This window comes from Exiguobacterium sp. s163, from assembly GCF_018617135.1.
GTDB lineage: Bacteria > Bacillota > Bacilli > Exiguobacteriales > Exiguobacteriaceae > Exiguobacterium > Exiguobacterium profundum.
Genome location: NZ_JACSJN010000007.1, coordinates 73,140 through 90,617 on the forward strand (window position 1 = coordinate 73,140; position 17,478 = coordinate 90,617).

Sequence of the window (17,478 nt, forward strand, 5' to 3'; positions counted from 1 at the left end):
CTCAACAACTCCCTATGTGAATAGTCTCTTATGCTTCTCTATCATTATAGGAATGACGGGAGACAAGTTCAATTTTGAATCGGTTGATTGAGCAGGTTCGTCTTCCCTCGCTCAGCGATGACGATATACCAAGAACCTTCCGGAATGAATGGGATGAAGCGGATTTGATCAAAACCTACTTCTTGCATCTGCCGGCGCAATCGTGGAATGGTCGGAAGCGGGTACAGATTATCGTGGAGTGTCATAAACGCATTGAACGCGGAAGCGAATCGTCCACCGAGCGCTGTTTCGGCGAGCGGGGTCACGAGAATGGCGATACCCTTTTCTTCTAAACGCTCCCGTAGTCTCTCAAGCAACTTGATACGTTCTTCTGGTGAGAAGTAATACAGCATATTGTTCATCATCACCGCATCGAATTGCTCTTCTGTTTCCCAGTTCATGAAGTCAGCTACTTCGAAATGAATGTCACCACTCTCGTCTCGCGAGCGTGCCTCTTCGATTACCTCTTCCTCTAAATCGATGCCTGTCAGTTCCCAACTCGGTTCGAGCGCTTGGAGTTTACGTAAGTAGCCGCCGTGCCCACATCCAATATCGAGCATCGATTCGACATTTGCCTGTCGTAAAAGTTGTTGCACGATTGGAAATGCGACCGTTTCGACGAGTGTCGATGTCTTCGCGACGACTTGACCGTGTTCAGCTCCATCAAACGTCTTTTGCTTCCCAGACTCTAGAAATTCCGGATAAGCGATTAACGCGGGGATATGAAGCTCCATCATTTCTTGAAGCATGAACCCGATGCTCCGTTCATCGTTACCGGATAATTGATATTTTAATCCACGCGTCGGATAGTAGCGCCAGCCTCTCTTTTTCAAATGACGGACGGCGACCCCGACTTCTAACCAACGCTCTAGCGCAAGTTGTGTCAATGGGCGTTTTAGACGTAAATTCATCTCCGCCATGCTCGCGCCACCTTGAAGCGCATCGAATAGTCCGAACTTGTAGCCGATATAGCCGTGCCATAAGGGTAAAAATGATTCAGTTTGTTTCATCCATTTCCGCGCGTGTAAAACTCGTGTCCATTCCATCATCTGTTGATCCATCGTTTCACCTCATCGTCGTAATTACTGATTTTTTTATTTTCCCCTAATAATTTGTGTACAAACAAAAAAATCCCACTTCGGTGTGCGAAGTGGGAACGTCTTATTGAATAAAGCTGTTGAAGAAAGATTGTCCATAAGGCAATGCATAGCCGATGAAAATCGTAATGAGCGCCAAGACGATAAACCCGCCAAATAGTCCGTTTGACGGTTTTTTCTTTTTGACTTTGACGAGCGTCATCTCACCGAAGATCAAAGTTAATAAACCGACCGTGATTTTCACGTGATAGAATGTCCCGCCACCATTCAACTGAAGGTAGAGATAAAGTCCTGTTCCGAATGCGATGAGTAACATGAGTCGAAACGCCATATGTGCGATCTTTCCACTCTTGTTGCCGTTCTTATAACCGATATAGGCCACGGCAAACAAAATAAGTAACAAAATCCAGCTCGTAACGTGCGTGTGCAAGAATGCAATCAGTGGCATTCAAATGCCCCCCTTTATGATGTTGTACAGTCTTCATTGTACACGAACTCTCTCCCGATTGGTCAAGCGAACGATTCTAAAAAATGAGCCATCCTCAAGGGATGGCCCATACATTATACAGGAGTCGTCTCTGCCTCTTGGACAGCGTACTCATAGCTTGGGATTTCAACGATGAACGTCGAGCCCTCATGCTGAATCGATTCTACATGGATTTGGCCGTTGTGACCACGGACGATTTCTTGACAAATCGGTAATCCGAGCCCCGTACCGCCGATTTCACGACTGTCGGAGTTGTCGACACGATAAAACTTATCAAATAAGCGATCGAGCGCGTCACTTGGAATCCCGATTCCTTCGTCCTTCACTTTAATGGACACGATTTGCTCGTGATGCGCAAGTTCGACCGTGATTTTTCCACCTCTTGGAGAATACTTCACGGCGTTCGACAATAGATTACTCATCAACTGTTTGAACTTCTGGCAATCGACGAATAATTCATATGGACGTGCATCATCCGCAATCAATTCGAATTCATGTTTCAATGACGATGCCTCATAGAACGTCAACATGTCTCGGACGACCGGCTCGATATCAAGCTGTTCCCGGTCGTACATTTGGCTACCGGACTCCATTCGCTGCACATCGAGGAAGTCGTTGACGAGATGTGTCAGACGCTCCGTCTCGGAGTGAATGGTCTCCAAGTATTTAGCCTGTTTTTCATTCGGCAACTGTTTCTTGACCATCAGTTCAGTGAATCCATAGATGGACGAGAGCGGCGTACGCAGTTCATGCGAAATCGTTGAGATAAACTCACTCTTCAATCGCTCCGCCTCTGTTTCACTCGTGATATCACGGAAGACGAGAAGCGTACCTTTTGAAAGTCCACCTACAATGATGCGTTCCGCATACATCTGCAAGTTCATTTCGCCTTTACGGATTGAGAAGCTGACACTGTCATGTGGGAAATCTTCGGTGAATAGGCGATTCGTATACTTTGTGAAGTCCTCCGCCTGATCGACCGTTTCAACTAGGCGATTGCGCCATTCTTCCCACGTTTCTTCTTCGAGGTCCTGTGAACTGACGTCACTTAACTCAGGGAACATCTCATAGAGTGGACGGTTGACGAACACATCATTCGTCGAATGGTCGATGTAGACGACCGCTTCTCGAATCGAATCGAGAATTCGCTCTGTCTTGCCTTTCTCACGCTTCATCTCTTCAAATAGACGCATCCGTAAGAGAGAAAGTGAGAGTTGACGAGCAAATGACATGATGTCGCCCATTTGTGTTTGGGTGAAGCGATCTTTGTATCGGACCAGATAGATGAACGCGATGATTGAATCATCTGCCGGATCATGGACCGGTACCGCGGTCTCAAACATATAGTACGGATACGGGAGCGGATGGTCGCTTGCGACTTGTTTCGACGAATGTACCGTCGTCTTCAATGTCATCGCGCGCGTCAATACAGAATTTTCGCTATCGAGTAACTGACGAGACAACGTGTCGTTCAAACCGTGGCTCGTCACACGATACGTGCCGGACTCATCCACAAAGACGAGTGCACCGACCTCCGAATCTGTAATCGTGACCAGTTTCTCGATGATTTCAGGATAGGCTGTAAGCGAATCACGTGACGCCAACGTCTCCGTCAATTCATTCCGATACGCGAGATGTTGTTCGTTCTGTTGTGTCTGTTCTAGAATTTCTTCTAGCTCTTGTTGCTGTGCCTGCAACTCTTCTTGTTGTGCAATCAACTCTTCTTGTTGTGCTTGCAACTCATGGTTTTTTTCAATCAAATGTCGTTCATTGTCACGAAGTGTCTCAGCCATCTTATGGAACGATCGAGACATCGTCCCAATCTCATCTTCTCGTTTCATCTGATCGCTCAAATCAACGATTTCCCCTTTTAACAAGCGGTTCGATGCGATGGAAAGTCGTGAAATCAAACGTGTTTGACGGCGTAGGAACGGCTGGACAAACAATAAGATCAATACGGCGAACGAGGCGATGCTCATGATCCACAAGAATTGAAGCATATTGTTGTTCTGTCGCCATTCAACGTAGACGGCCTCTTTTTCAGATGCCATCAACTCACGATATTCTCCGAGCGCAGACTCTACCTCATCAATCGGTCCGAGGATGTCGATTCCACGTTGCGGATTAAATTGGACGAGTCCTTGATCAATCAAGCGCTGAGCCGTCGGCAACTCGGCAATCGTTTGAGCATCGATAAACGTCTCTGTGACTTCCCCATCTTGTTGCGCTTGGGCATATTCATACGTCACCGGAATGATCACATCATAGTAAAAGTCGTGGAACTGCTGAAGATCTTCTGCGAACAATTCTCCTTGGCGCGTCTGAACTTGTGTTTTGAACCAATTGATTTCTTGTTGGAACTTCGCCTCATTCGCACGTGAACGTTCGAGCGATGCTGTGTCGCCGAACAAGAGATATCCTCGTGTATCATATTGGTCAGCCTGCCACTCATCCCAAAGCGTAGTCAAACGGTTAACGCGTTCATCGACCTGACGCAATCTCGCCTCGTTCGCCTCCAAACGGTTCTCGATATAGACATAAGTCAATGCCGATCCGACCAATGCAATGACGAGGAAGGAATAAAGGACGACCATGATGTCGCGTCCGAGTTTTTGTTTAAACCACCTTTTCACTTCACGATGCCTCCTATGATTTTGACGAGTTCAAGTGGGCTGAACGGTTTAGAAATGAAGTAGTCGACACCAATCTCGTTCGCGCAATCACGGTCAGATTGTTGGCTTTTCGCCGTCAACATCATCACTTTCGTCTCTTGTCGCCCTGGTAACTTCCGTACTTTTTCAATCACTTCAAGCCCTGTCATACCGGGCATCATATGATCCACAATGACCAAATCATATTCATTTTCTTCAATCAATCGATAGGCCTCAATTCCATCTTGTGCCTCGTCGATGTCATATCCTTCATCTTCTAATGTATCCATAACAAGCATGCGTAGCACTTCTTCGTCTTCCGCAAGTAAGATTTTAACCATAATTGTTCCTCCATTTTTTATCCCATTTTTTTATTTTAACGGATTTGTAATTGTTACACAAAATAAAAAGACGTACGAAACTCATCTCGTACGTCTTTTGCCTATTCACATTGCCCCAAAACCTGTATTCCAGTTATACGACTTCTTTTTCAGCGAATTGACTATTGTAAAGTTCTTCATAAAAACCACCAGCTTCAAGAAGCGATTCATGTGTTCCTTGCTCAATGACCCGACCTTGGTCCATAACCAAAATCAAATCCGCATCTTTGATGGTCGATAAACGGTGAGCGATGACGAAACTCGTCCGCCCATTCATAAGCCGTTTCATCGCCTGTTGAATCAAAATCTCAGTACGCGTATCCACACTCGACGTTGCTTCGTCTAAAATCATAATCGGTGGGTTCGCCAATACTGCTCGCGCAATCGTCAGCAACTGTTTTTGACCTTGTGAAATGTTATTGGCCTCTTCATTCAACACGGTGTCGTATCCGTCTGGCAATGTTCGAATGAATGCATCCGCATGCGCCGTTTTCGCCGCGTTGACGATTTCCATCTCAGTCGCTCCCGTTTTCCCATAGGCGATGTTATCACGAATCGTCCCGTTGAATAGCCACGTGTCCTGTAAGACCATTCCAAACGTATGTCGCAAATCTTGTCTCGACATTTTACGCGAGTCTTTCCCATCGATGAATATCTCTCCACCGTTCAACTCATAAAAACGCATGAGTAGATTAATCAATGTCGTTTTGCCGGCGCCTGTCGGACCGACGATGGCCACCGTTTGGCCCGTCAACACATCGAGATTCATATCTTGAATGAGTAGGTCGTCACCGTATCCGAAATCGACATGACGGAACGTGACATTTCCTTCGGCACGTTCTAATTGATAGGTCGTCACATCTTTCACTTCTTCTTCTTCATCCAACAGTTCAAATACACGTTCCGCCGCGGCAACCGTCGACTGGACGATGTTCGCGATATTCGCTGTCTGGGTGATTGGTTGGGTGAACTGACGTGTATATGTGATAAACGCTTGAATGTCCCCGATGGAGATGCTGCGCTGCGTGACCAAAATACCGCCGACGACACTAATCAATACATAGCTGATGTTCCCGATGAACATCGTCATCGGCATGATGATTCCGGAAATGAATTGCGCTTTCCGTCCTGCATCGTAAAGCTCCTCATTCACATCGTCAAACTCACGCACAGCTGTCTCTTCCCGACCAAACGCTTTGACGACCGCGTGCCCTGTATACATTTCTTCCACATGGCCGTTCAGTCGTCCAAGGTGACGCTGTTGATCGGAAAAATATTGTTGCGACCGTTTCAAAATCGGACGAATCGCAAAAATCGTGAGCGGAAGGGACACAAGAGAGATGACCGTCAACAGAGGACTGATCGACAGCATCATAATCAAAATCCCAATGATAGTGACGATGGAAGTAATGAAAGACGTGACGCTCTGTTGAAGCGTACTCCCGATCAAGTCGATGTCGTTCGTCACCCGGCTCAATGTCTCCCCGTTCGAGCGTCCGTCATAATATTTGAGCGGAAGTCGTTCTAACTTTTTGTTCACGTCTTCTCGCAAATCATATACCGTTTTTTGGGCAACACCGGACATCAAATATTGTTGTACGTAGTTGAATAGACTACTGATGACGTAAAGACCCGCGAGGAGCGACAAAATTTGTCCGATTCTCGTGAAATCAATCTCCGCGCCCGGTACTCCCGTAAATTTCGCATACGCCCCTTCAAACAGTTCGGTGATGGCGATTCCCATGATTTTCGGACCGGCAATCATAAAGATCGTACTTAAAATCGCCGCGACGAACACAGCAATCAATGTGTTTCGACGTGGTTTCAAATAGGCAAGTAGACGACGGAACGTGACTTTAAATGCTTTTGGCTTTTCGCCCATCATCATCATATTTCCACCGCCTGGACCTCCTGGACCACCGTGTCCCCCATGAGTTTGTCGCGTGTTTGCTTGTTTCTCACTCATGCGATTTCCTCCTCAGACAATTGCGATTTCACGATTTCTTGATAGACCGCATTCGTCGCAAATAATTCCTCATGTGTCCCGATTCCTGCAACGGCTCCTTCTTCTAGAACGATGATTCGATCGGCGTCCATGATCGTACTGACACGTTGCGCAACAATCAGTACCGTCGCATCTTTCGTCTCTTCTTTCAATGCTTTGCGAAGAGCAGCATCCGTTTTAAAATCAAGTGCCGAGAAACTATCGTCAAACACATATAAATCTGGTTTTCGAACGAGTGCTCGCGCAATCGACAGACGTTGTTTTTGACCACCCGACACGTTTGACCCACCTTGTTCGATCACAGCCTCATATCTGTCTGGCATTCTCTCGATAAAGTCATTTGCCTGCGCGATGGAGGCGGCATGAGCGACCTCTTCCGCTGTTGCATCGGCCTTCCCATATCGAATGTTCTCCGCAATCGTACCTGTGAAGAGCAACGCTTTTTGAGGAACGAATCCAATCTTCGAACGAAGTTCTTCTTGAGGGACCGCTTGAACATCGACACCGTTCACTCGAATTGTCCCAGACGTCACGTCGTAAAATCTTGGAATCAAATTGACGAGTGTTGATTTACCAGACCCCGTACCTCCAATCACCGCTGTGACCTCCCCTGGTTTCGCCGAAAAACTCACATTGGATAATGCTGGTTCTTCAGCCCCCGGATAAAAGAAAGTGACGTGATCAAACTCGAGTGTTCCTTGCTCAATGTCCGCGGTCTTTGTCCCGTCATCAATCAGTGAGGGGGTCATCTCGAGCACCTCGTTGATCCGGTTGGCAGACACTGAGGCCCGAGGAACCATGATGAACATGACTGAGGCCATGACGAGTGCGAACATGATTTGCATGACGTATTGGATGAACGCCATTAAATCTCCGATTTCCATCGCACCGTTATCAATCCGAATCCCTCCGAACCAAATGACACCGACGACGGTCAAGTTCATCACGAGCATCATGACCGGCATGAGGAACGCCATGATTTGGTTCACTTTGATTGAGACGTCCGTCAACCGTTCATTCGCCTCTGTCAATCGAACCTGTTCTTCTTTATCACGGTTAAATGCCCGAATGACACGGATGCCCGTCAAATTTTCTCGGAAAACAAGATTGAGTCGATCCAATCGCTTCTGTACCTTTTTAAACAACGGCATCGCCTTCCAAAAAATGAGGAAAATCGAGAGGACGAGTACCGGCATTGCGGCAACAATGACAAGAGACAACGTCGCATCCTTCGAGGTCGCCATGATCAATCCACCGACAAACATGATCGGCGCACTCACAACCATTCGCAGCATCATGATGATGACCTGTTGCACTTGCGTGATATCGTTTGTCGTCCGTGTGATGAGCGAAGCCGTCCCGACACGATCGAACTCTTCAAGCGAGAAGCGTTCCACATGATTGAACACACGTCTTCGTAAGTCACGACCAAATCCCATCGCCGCCTTTGAAGAATAAAAACTGGCTACAATAGCAGCAAGTGCTCCAAGTCCCGTCACACCAAGCATGATTCCGCCCATTTGCCAAATGTAGCCGGTATCGCCCGTCACGACTCCATTATCGATAATGTCCGCCATCAACGTCGGTAAAAATAAATCTGCTAACGACTGCGCGAACACAAACAATAAAACCATCAGAACAGCCCATTTATAAGTAACGAGACGTTTCAATAACTTAATCATGTCGACACACTCCTTCACAATCTGTGAACCCTTCATTCAATCCATCCGCAATATGTTGATGGGCTGTAAGCATATGATGATACGTATCCTGATCGAGACGAGACAAAATTTGATTCAATTGATATTCCGTCCCTTCTTCTTGTCGCTCAATCTCCTCAATCAAGCGTTTACCTGATTGGTCAATGGTCAACACAACTTCTCGCCGATTATCCGGGTTGATATCCCGACGAATCAATCCTTTCTCCACGAGACCATCTAATGATTGACTTAACGTGCTCTTTGGCATTCTCGTTCGCTGAACCAGTTCCTTTTGCGTAATCGCACCCTGTTCATTCAACATCATCAGACCGTGCAGTTGAGGTAATGTGAGATCGTTTTGTTGCGCCGTCTGATGCATGAGACGAATCAGGACACGCTGCACACGCCAAAATGATTGCATCATCTCCCGTGCCCGATTTGTATTTGTCTCGGTCATTCTTATTCACTCCTTTATCGTTCCGAATCGAATTGTTCTAAACGGAACAATTCTTTATATAAAATAAATTACTCCTCTCCAACTCGATTGTCAACGAAATCAAATGTGAATTTGCACATAGAAAAAGAGCGATGTCCTATAGCTGACATCGCTCTTCATTTATTCACATTTATTTAGTCGACATGGTCACGATTTCCTGCAGATCAAGCGAATAAATCAAAGTTCGCTCGACCCGAATATTCCAGATCGTCTCAATCGCCTCTCGATATAATTGTAGTTGAATCGCATATCGATCTCGCAATCGCTCATGTGCCTCTTCCCGGGAATCGGATAGATGCGTGACAGCATCCGATTTATAATCGAGAAGCACATACGAATCCCCATCGAAATACAGACAATCGATAATCCCTTGGATCAAGACATGCTCATCCGTAAAGTGTCCATCCGGATTGACGCGTTCGGCCGGCACCGTGTAGGTGAAAGGTAGCTCTCGCCATGCCGTCCCTCGCTCTAGTGCACCAGCGAGCGCTTGACCGACTTCTGTTTGGAAAAACATCTCGATATCCGGGATGGCGAGGCGTGCCGTCTCTGCCTCGATCGGACTGAGCATCCCTTGCATTTCCCATTGGTTGATTTGGTCGACAATCGGTTGGTTCGGGTCAGCCAGTTGGAAAATCAAGTGTAACGTCGTCCCGCGTTCCGCACCGGTCTGTTTGACTTGACGCCATTTCGGTTCCCGATAAGGGGTATCGACCGGACGTACCGGATCTTCGAAAGCGGCCTGTTCGAGTTGCATCGCCCGCTTCAGTTCGGTCACCGTCTGTTTCGCCGCCGTACGTACCGCATCCTGTGCAGGGTATTCGTAGGTCAAAGCTTGTTGTACGGCACGAATCGTCTCTTCTTCATTTTGAATCGGAAAATCGATTGCTTCAAATCGTTGGACGTGGTGCAACTGTGCCATCATCTCTTGTAGAGTCGCAATCTCCGCAAGGTCCGCTTCTCCGATGACACGATAAATCCATGAAGTCGATTCTTGGAAAGTAGAGGGAACCGTGAAGCCGAATGATTCGATAAACGAAGTGGCACTCGGAAGGCGTAAAAGCGCCGGTGCAATCCAATCGAGATACGTTTTTGCCTCTCGCCTCGCCTCACTCGCCAATAAATCTCCAGATTGACCGACCTGAAGCCACTGCTGAAGGTGTTTGAGTGGTTCGCCTACCGTTCCCACGAGAATCAATTTTTCTTTCGCACGTGTCAAGGCCACGTAAAGCACGCGCATCTCTTCTGCTTTCATCGTCGAATCTAAATCTCGTCGAATCATCTCTTTCACGAACGTCTCCGATTTCGTACGTGTCACGACGTCAATCGCATCGAGTGAGATGCCGTACTGTTTGTGGAAAATGACACGTTGCATTTGATCGCGTTTATTAAATTGTTTTCCGAGTTGGGCAACAATCGTGACCGGAAACTCAAGTCCTTTCGACTTGTGCACGGTCATGATACGAACGACGTTTTCCTCGTCCCCGAGCGACCGCGCCTCTGACAAATCTTCACCAGTATCCTGTAGTCGGTCCATCACACGTAAGAAGCGATAAAGACCTCGATAGCCACTACGCTCATAGGCTAGGGCCCGGTCATAAAGTGCCTTCAAGTTTTCCTGCCGCCCTTTTCCTCCAGGTAATCCCCCTGAGAAGTCATAAAACCCGGTGTCATTGAATAACTGTTGAATCAATTCCGACAGGCTATGATTTCGTGCATAAGTACGCCAACGGGAGAGACGGTCAAGCATGTCGCCACATTTTACGCCAAGCTCATCATCGTCATCCGCTTTCGACTTGAGCGCCTCATAGAATGAATCTTCTGATTCAAGTCGAATCCGTGCCAACTCGCTATCATTAAAACGGAAAATCGGGGAGCGCAGCGCACCGGCAAGTGGGATGTCTTGAAGTGGATTATCAATCACTTTCAAAAGTGCCAGGATCATCCGAATCTCGGTCGCTTGAAAATACCCGCCATCTGAGTCGGTGTAGGCCGGAATATTGTACTGTGTCAAAATGTCCATCAATTGCTCCACACGTTCCTTTTTCGAACGTACGAGAATCACGATATCGCGATATTCACAGTTTCGGAGTTGACCGGTGGATTCATCCGTCACTTTAAACGGTTCGTCTCCCGATACGAGTTCTAAGATGCGCGTAGCGATCGCCCGTCCTTCTACTTCTTGCTTCGATAACTCACGACTCGCGCCATCGACTAAAATAAACTCAGGGTCCGCCGGAATCGGTTCATACTCACGTCCAGGAACAAGTTGGGCCGCCTCATCATATGCGATTTCGCCGACCTCTTCGTCCATGAGCTGGACGAACAAATCATTGATCCCGTAGAGGACTTCGGAACGACTTCGGAAATTTTGAGAGAGGTCGATCCGTTTCCCTGCATTCGCCTGTCTAAAGCGTGTCGCCTTATCGATGAAGAGACCCGGTTCGGCATGGCGGAATCGATAAATCGATTGTTTGATGTCGCCCACCATAAATAAATTCCCGATTTCTTCTCGTTCATTCGCGACCAGATTGATGATCGTTTCTTGAATCTCGTTCGTATCTTGATATTCATCAACGAGTACCTCAGCGAAGCGTTCTTTATAAAGCGCCGCAACATCGGACGGTCCCCCATCTTGTCGTAAAATGGCGAGCGCATAATGTTCCAAGTCACTGAAGTCGACAAAAGCACGGTCGCGCTTCGCTTGCTCATAGGCTTTGCCGAACGCACGGACCGTTCGAACGAGGGTTTCAACGAGCGGTTGTTGCATCGAGACGCTTTCCAATAAGTCCGCCCCGCTGACCCGAGCCTGTTCCACCGCTGCCGTCATTTTTTTCTTCGCTTGGTCGTAAGCTGGTTTGAGGACCTCGTGGTAAATCTGGTGCTCCTCTTTTTTCGGAACAGCCTTCATCGTGCCAAACTTCATCGCACGAGCCGCCGTCTCGAGTTCACTCCAGACAATGGTCTCCCCTTCAAGCTGTTCGAACGGAAAAATCGCTTGCCGGATGTTTTCAGACTGTGGCTCATACCCGGCGACCCGAAGCTCCGCTTCAAGTTTCCGAAGATCTCGTACGGCTTTTTCGATGTCATGCCAGAGCATCTGTCCAAACTCAATCAAGATTGCTTCCTCATCAGGATCTTCTCCGAACGTATACATGGACACGAGTTTGTCTAAATAAGCATCAGGATTTGGGAGAGTGCGCGCATAGTGGTATAAACCAAGAATCAAATCCTCGATTTCACTGTCACCCCGGTCTGACGTATACGCATCGACAAGAGCGAAGAAATCGGTATCTTGTTTCCCGTACTCTTCCTCAAGCACTTCTTCTAAGACATCATCCTGCAACAGGACGAGGTCCCGTTCTTCCGCAATCTTAAACGCCGGATCCAAATCTAATAGATAGTAGTTCTCACGAATCACCTCTAAACAGAATGAATGGATGGTCGTAATGAGTGCGCGGTTCAACATTTGCCGCTGTTTTCGGACATATTCATTTGTCGGGTCGTCGCGTAACGCCTCTTCAAGTGCCTTTGCGATTCGTCGTTTCATCTCTGCCGCTGCCGCATTCGTAAAGGTGACGACGAGCATCCGGTCTGCCGTGAGTTCATCCGTTTCATCAAGCAATCGACTAGACAACCGCTCGACAAGGACTGCCGTCTTTCCGGACCCTGCCGCAGCCGAGACGAGCACGTGACTTCCTCTCGCTTCAATCGCGGCGAACTGATCATTCGTCCATTTCACGGTCATCGCCTCCTAACTCCTGAAATACCTCTTCTTTCTCAAGCTTCTTCAATTTACGTGGCGCATTCGAGAGCGCTTCGTCAAAATGACAGACACTCTGATACGGACACGTCTGACATGGGCGTCGTTCTTTATATTCATAAGGTTCAACGTCAATTTTTCCTTTGTACATCTCCTCGGCACTCGCTTTAACGACGTCGAACGCATGATCCATCAACTGTTCGAGCTGAGGAGGGGTCACAATCTTCTTCAAGGTGTTGGCGTCAGGGGTTCCATCTTTTTTATATTTGACCGGGATGACAATCGATTTTTTAGATGTGCCTTTCGCCGAGCGGTCCATCATCTCTAAAATTTCCGGGTCATCTACTAATAGCCCTTGCATCTGGTATGACTCCAATACTTTTTGACGCGTCTCTTCTTCAGAACCAGCAGGTGGAACGAGTGGTCGGTGCACGTGGAAATAGAGCGCCGCAGCAGGTGCCACGTTCTCTTTTGTCCACACCTCTGCCTGCTCAATCAATACCTTCAAATAGATGAGCATCTGCATCGCCAGACCGTAATAAATTTCTGCAAAGTCGACTTCACGTTTACTCGACTTATAGTCGACGATTCGGACGTATAGCTGGTCGTGGACCATCGCAGTGTCCACACGGTCGATTCGACCGACCAGTTCACAGGTCGCCCCGTTCGATAAAGTGAACGAAACGGGTGGAATTTGTCCGCTACCGAACGCGAGTTCAAACGCTTCCGGGTCAAAGCCGTCTCGTTTTGATTGTTCAATCAACACTTCTGCCGTCTTACTAACGACGTCCGTCAATTTTTTCTTTAAGTAGGCGTAACGATTCGAACTCATCAAGATGGCATGCTGAATCTCTGGGGTCACGAGTTCGACCGCCTGCTCCGCTAAATTGGAACACTCGTCCGGGGTGACATCTCGCCACTCCTTTCCGTCCATCTTCACCGTCTGCGACATATGTTCGATGGTCCGGTGGTATAGATTCCCGATATCCGGGGCCTCGAGCCGGTACAATCGTCGTTCCTTCAGACGCAAGCCATAACTTGCGAAATGTTTGAACGGACAGGCTTGGAACGTCTCAAGGCGGGAGACACTCGCCCGAATCGACGGAGTATATAAGGATTTTGCGACACGATCGTCCAACGATTCCGGGATGTTTTGATAGAAGAGTGCGCTCGTCAACAACTGGAGACGTTCCCGTCCATCTGGATGCTTCAACAGTTCATTGTAGACAGCAAACCACATGTCTTGAATCGGATAATGACGACTCAACCGCTGAAGTTCAAGTGCCGTTACCGCCGCCGTCTGGTTCACATTCGTCAAGAAGGCGAATTGATCACGCGGTCGGTGCTCACCTGCTTCAGCAAAATGAGTCTTGATGACATTTTTGTGAAGTCGCGCCTTCAAGTCAGCGATAAAGCGCGCCGGCTGAACGGCTTTCCCCGTTCTGTCTACTAGGGCATAGCTAATGTATAGCCGCTCGCTCGGCGCTGTCACAGCTTTGTATAAGTAATATGTTTCATCATCGAACAAATGCTCTGTCGCCTTGCCGGCACGAAGTCCATTCTCATGCAAGAAATCCAAATCTTGATCGGTCAACAGTTTCGACTGGGTCGTGACAAGAGGAATTTGATCTTCATTCGCCCCGAGCAGGAAGACAACTTTCTTATCAATCAATCGACCACGCACATAATCCGTTATCGTCAATTGATCAAGCGAAGGTGGAATGAGCGCATAACGAAGACTATCTAGCCCGGTGTCCATCATCTGTAGGAACAAGTCCGTCGACAACGTCTCTTCCGGAGCTGCGGCCTCTAACTGTTCGAGCAAGTGCAAGACCGCGTCCCATACTTGAGTATGCTCACGCGCTTCGAGTAGTTCCGCCTCTTCAATCGCCTCATCACGCCAGTGCGTCAAACAGTCTGATACACCGACACGCTCTAAAAAGGCATACATGGCGTGCGTATAAGCCTGCATCGTCTTCGCCTGTTTCAAATCCGATAGCAACGGATCGAACGTTTCGATGACACGCTCCCGCGATCGATTCAGCTCAGCCTCAATATCGAGTTCTTCGCTCGTGAGTCGCGCTTCTTCCCCGGAACGACGGCGCAATTGCCATTCGTCATGCCAATGGTAATGTTTGATTCCCCGCTCGATGACGAACGCTTCAAGCCGGTCAACCGACGTACGACGATGCACCGGATCAAGGACGACGAGTTCTGTTTTCAGGGCACGGAACACGGACTCTTCTCGGTATCCACGTAAAGCAATCTCAATCGTCGCTTTCAACAGTTCGACGAGCGGATGGTCAAGCATCGGTTGCCGTTCATCAAGGAAGTATGGCAGTCCCATCTTTTGGAGCGCCTGAGATGCCAAATCACCATATTCATCGAGTGAGCGTGACACGAGCGCAATATCCCGATAACGATACCCTTCTTCACGTGTCAGACGGATGACTTCTCGAACCGCCGCCTCCACCTCGACGGTCCGGTCGACTGCGGCATGTAAATCAATCCGGTTCTCTGAACCAGTGTAAGGTTCCGCCGTCAATTGGTCGAATGTGGCCTCAAGGTAACGGAGACTCGGATGCGTGTACCGATAGACGGTATCATACAGCTCGTCTCGAGAAGGAATCTGCCGTTCTGCCAACAGTTCTTTGAAACGCATGAGCGTCCGCTGCGTCGGTCCAAACAATGGATTGAGGCGATACAAGAAGACAGGATCGATTGTCAGCAACACATCGACATCGACCTTCTCTGCGAGTGCGACGAGCACCGCCAACTCCTGCTCTGAAAACTCGTTGAATCCGTCCACATAGACACGTACATCCGTCAAATCTGTCTCCGGAATGATTTGCAACATGACGTTGAAATAGTCTTCTGTATGGAGTGACTTGCCTTCCGTCATCTTTAAAAATCCTTCATAGATGATGGAAAGGTCTTGTAGCTTCAGAGCACGGTGCTGCGCCTGTTCGCTTAACCGTAATAAATGTTCCGGTTCAACAAGCCCTCGCTTCAACATCGAGATCAATTGGTTCAATTCTTCATAAAATCCGAACTGATTCATCGTACGGCGGAACAAGGTCAATCGTTCTTCGCTCATCTCGACGACCCTCCGTAACAACAAATGGGTCCCCGTCTGGTCTAAGAATTGATCTGTCGCTACGCCGGCATCCCGCATCATCAAAAAGGCGAGACGGCGCATCGAAAGGACTTGAATGCGCGTCGAGCCATGCAAACCATCGACTGTCGCCATTTTCTTTTCCATCTCAAACGACATTTGGTCCGGTACAATCATATAAATCGTCGGTCCGCTCGGATTTTGTTTCAGTTCTTGAATGACCTCATGGATCATTTGTTCACTTTTTCCCGTCCCCGATCGACCAACGTGAAAGGTCACTGTCATTTTAGCGAACACTCCTTCCCTTTTTTCTTCATTATGAACCATCCCTAAGCATTTGTAGAGGGAAACCTCTTCTATACCTTATTCAAAAAAGTAGCAGCCTACATCATTCCCTTTTTCGATTGAAATCGATTAGACTGAACGTATGAGGGGGGATGTATGTGAGTGCCTATGAACAATTTGGAGGCGAACGTGGTGTACAACAACTCGTTGACGCGTTTTATGACCTCGTCTATGCCGACCCAATTTTACTTCCACTATTTCCGGAAGATCAAGATCGAGTCAAACAGCACCAATTTGAATTTTTAACACAGTTGCTCGGCGGTCCAAAGTTGTATTCTGAACGTCGTGGCGGTGGAAACTTGGCGATGATTCATCATGAGCATCCCATTTCCGAGACACATGCCGGCCATTGGCTTGGATGTATGGAACAGGCGCTCAAGACCGTGGATGCCCCGGAATCGATCAAGCGTCAGCTATTTCAACGGTTGATCATGTCATCTTCGAATGTCGTCCGTGTTTGTTCGCATCATTTTGAGTAGTCACAACTATAAAAAGTGGGTATGATAGGAAAGTAAGCAAAGGAGGTCGTTTCACATGACAGAAGAAGAAAAAAAAGAAGTCGTCTCATCTGAGGAAGAGACGGAAGAAAAAGAAGAAACGGTAGTCCTCGCCGACGCGCTTGATGAAGCTAATGAAGCTGCTGAAGCAGAAGAAGATGAGGACGATGATGAGGATCAGCCCGAAGAGAAGAACATGGACCACATCAAAGGCGTCTTCAACTACGATCATGAAAATGGTCGTGAATACCGTGTCGTCTTTTACAACGATCGCAAAAACTTAGTGTTCCGTGAACTCGGTAACGGCAAGGTTGAATTTGTCGGCCGCTTCTCGGATGATGCATACGATGAAGAGAATGAAGCAGAAATGCGTGAACTCGGTCAACGTGAACTCGAGCGCATCCTCGCTGAACGCTTCAACTAAAAAAATCGCCGAAATTTCGGCGATTTTTTTAGTTCTTCTTATTCCGCTTCTTTTTGCGAAGTGCATAGGCGACACCGGCAATCCCACCGACGACCGCGAGTCCAGCAACGACCGGAACGAGAACACGTTTCGTTGGAATCATCTCTTTCACACGTTCATATGGTGTTGGTGTCGAGAACTCTAATTGTACGGCTGTATCGCCATGTCCATGCGCCCGCGCTTTGCGTGATGCATCCGTGACGACCACACGTCCCGTTGCCCAGCGACGATTGCCGTATTCGTCTACGTACGGACGACGTACACGTTTCACATCACGTACCACCTTCCCACGTGCGCGATCTGGTCGAACGACGCGTTCACTCGACCACGAACGGCTCCCGGTCACACTGTACGCTGGTCGTACTTTGCGGCGATTGAGCCAAGTATATGAATCGTTCATCTTCAATTCCCTCCCATACTGTTCAAAACCTCTCTTCTAA

At 48.0% G+C, this 17,478-nt stretch carries 12 protein-coding genes; 2 read left to right on the forward strand and 10 right to left on the reverse strand.

Going from position 1 to position 17,478, the window contains the following annotated elements; translation table 11 throughout:
• Positions 1-68: 68 nt before the first annotated feature.
• The 9 genes from KNO71_RS15410 to addB form a co-directional block, all read right to left on the reverse strand.
• Positions 69-1,100 carry a class I SAM-dependent methyltransferase gene (locus KNO71_RS15410; protein WP_078146440.1) on the reverse strand — a complete coding sequence of 344 codons (1,032 nt, stop codon included), beginning with the start codon at positions 1,098-1,100 and terminating at the stop codon, positions 69-71.
• A 100-nt stretch (positions 1,101-1,200) separates the two neighbouring features.
• Positions 1,201-1,584, reverse strand: coding sequence for a YisL family protein (locus tag KNO71_RS15415; RefSeq protein WP_015880968.1), 384 nt, complete (start codon positions 1,582-1,584; stop codon positions 1,201-1,203).
• A gap of 113 nt (positions 1,585-1,697) precedes the next feature.
• Positions 1,698-4,256, reverse strand: coding sequence for a sensor histidine kinase (locus KNO71_RS15420; protein WP_214689340.1), 2,559 nt, complete (start codon positions 4,254-4,256; stop codon positions 1,698-1,700).
• The gene (locus KNO71_RS15425; RefSeq protein WP_015880966.1) at positions 4,253-4,615 is read right to left on the reverse strand and encodes a response regulator; all 363 of its coding nucleotides are present in this window, start codon (positions 4,613-4,615) and stop codon (positions 4,253-4,255) included. The genes KNO71_RS15420 and KNO71_RS15425 overlap by 4 nt, the downstream gene beginning before the upstream one ends.
• Before the next feature lie 133 nt (positions 4,616-4,748).
• Positions 4,749-6,620, reverse strand: coding sequence for an ABC transporter ATP-binding protein (locus KNO71_RS15430; protein WP_285222487.1), 1,872 nt, complete (start codon positions 6,618-6,620; stop codon positions 4,749-4,751).
• Complete coding sequence (locus KNO71_RS15435) at positions 6,617-8,341, reverse strand: ABC transporter ATP-binding protein (RefSeq protein WP_214689341.1); 1,725 nt, start codon at positions 8,339-8,341, stop codon at positions 6,617-6,619. Before KNO71_RS15435 ends, KNO71_RS15430 begins: the two co-directional genes overlap by 4 nt.
• Complete coding sequence (locus tag KNO71_RS15440; RefSeq protein WP_214689344.1) at positions 8,334-8,816, reverse strand: MarR family winged helix-turn-helix transcriptional regulator; 483 nt, start codon at positions 8,814-8,816, stop codon at positions 8,334-8,336. Before KNO71_RS15440 ends, KNO71_RS15435 begins: the two co-directional genes overlap by 8 nt.
• 169 nt (positions 8,817-8,985) lie before the next feature.
• Positions 8,986-12,597, reverse strand: coding sequence for a helicase-exonuclease AddAB subunit AddA (addA, locus tag KNO71_RS15445; RefSeq protein ID WP_483298390.1), 3,612 nt, complete (start codon positions 12,595-12,597; stop codon positions 8,986-8,988).
• Positions 12,581-16,018 (reverse strand): helicase-exonuclease AddAB subunit AddB, encoded by a 3,438-nt coding sequence (gene addB / locus KNO71_RS15450; protein ID WP_214689347.1) that lies wholly within the window; start codon positions 16,016-16,018, stop codon positions 12,581-12,583. The genes addA and addB overlap by 17 nt, the downstream gene beginning before the upstream one ends.
• Before the next feature lie 152 nt (positions 16,019-16,170).
• On the opposite strand from addB, the gene KNO71_RS15455 reads away from it, so the two are divergent.
• Both KNO71_RS15455 and KNO71_RS15460 read left to right on the forward strand, forming a co-directional pair.
• Positions 16,171-16,557, forward strand: a complete 387-nt coding sequence (locus KNO71_RS15455; RefSeq protein WP_031421210.1) for a truncated hemoglobin — start codon at positions 16,171-16,173, stop codon at positions 16,555-16,557.
• Between the two features lie 55 nt (positions 16,558-16,612).
• A complete protein-coding gene (locus KNO71_RS15460; protein WP_015880959.1) occupies positions 16,613-16,999 on the forward strand; it encodes a hypothetical protein in 387 nt (128 codons plus the stop codon).
• Positions 17,000-17,027: 28 nt separating this feature from the next.
• On the opposite strand, the gene KNO71_RS15465 is transcribed toward KNO71_RS15460, so the two are convergent.
• Complete coding sequence (locus KNO71_RS15465) at positions 17,028-17,438, reverse strand: hypothetical protein (protein WP_214685830.1); 411 nt, start codon at positions 17,436-17,438, stop codon at positions 17,028-17,030.
• Positions 17,439-17,478: the final 40 nt, after the last annotated feature.

Excerpts from the sequence above, each read along its gene's own strand:
- KNO71_RS15455 (WP_031421210.1), top strand. The coding sequence starts at position 16,171 with ATGTATGTGAGTGCCTATGAACAATTTGGAGGCGAACGTGGTGTACAA.
- KNO71_RS15410 (WP_078146440.1), bottom strand. The coding sequence starts at position 1,100 with ATGGATCAACAGATGATGGAATGGACACGAGTTTTACACGCGCGGAAA.
- KNO71_RS15415 (WP_015880968.1), bottom strand. The coding sequence starts at position 1,584 with ATGCCACTGATTGCATTCTTGCACACGCACGTTACGAGCTGGATTTTG.
- KNO71_RS15425 (WP_015880966.1), bottom strand. The coding sequence starts at position 4,615 with ATGGTTAAAATCTTACTTGCGGAAGACGAAGAAGTGCTACGCATGCTT.
- KNO71_RS15440 (WP_214689344.1), bottom strand. The coding sequence starts at position 8,816 with ATGACCGAGACAAATACAAATCGGGCACGGGAGATGATGCAATCATTT.
- KNO71_RS15435 (WP_214689341.1), bottom strand. The coding sequence starts at position 8,341 with ATGATTAAGTTATTGAAACGTCTCGTTACTTATAAATGGGCTGTTCTG.
- KNO71_RS15465 (WP_214685830.1), bottom strand. The coding sequence starts at position 17,438 with ATGAACGATTCATATACTTGGCTCAATCGCCGCAAAGTACGACCAGCG.
- KNO71_RS15460 (WP_015880959.1), top strand. The coding sequence starts at position 16,613 with ATGACAGAAGAAGAAAAAAAAGAAGTCGTCTCATCTGAGGAAGAGACG.
- addB (WP_214689347.1), bottom strand. The coding sequence starts at position 16,018 with ATGACAGTGACCTTTCACGTTGGTCGATCGGGGACGGGAAAAAGTGAA.
- KNO71_RS15430 (WP_285222487.1), bottom strand. The coding sequence starts at position 6,620 with ATGAGTGAGAAACAAGCAAACACGCGACAAACTCATGGGGGACACGGT.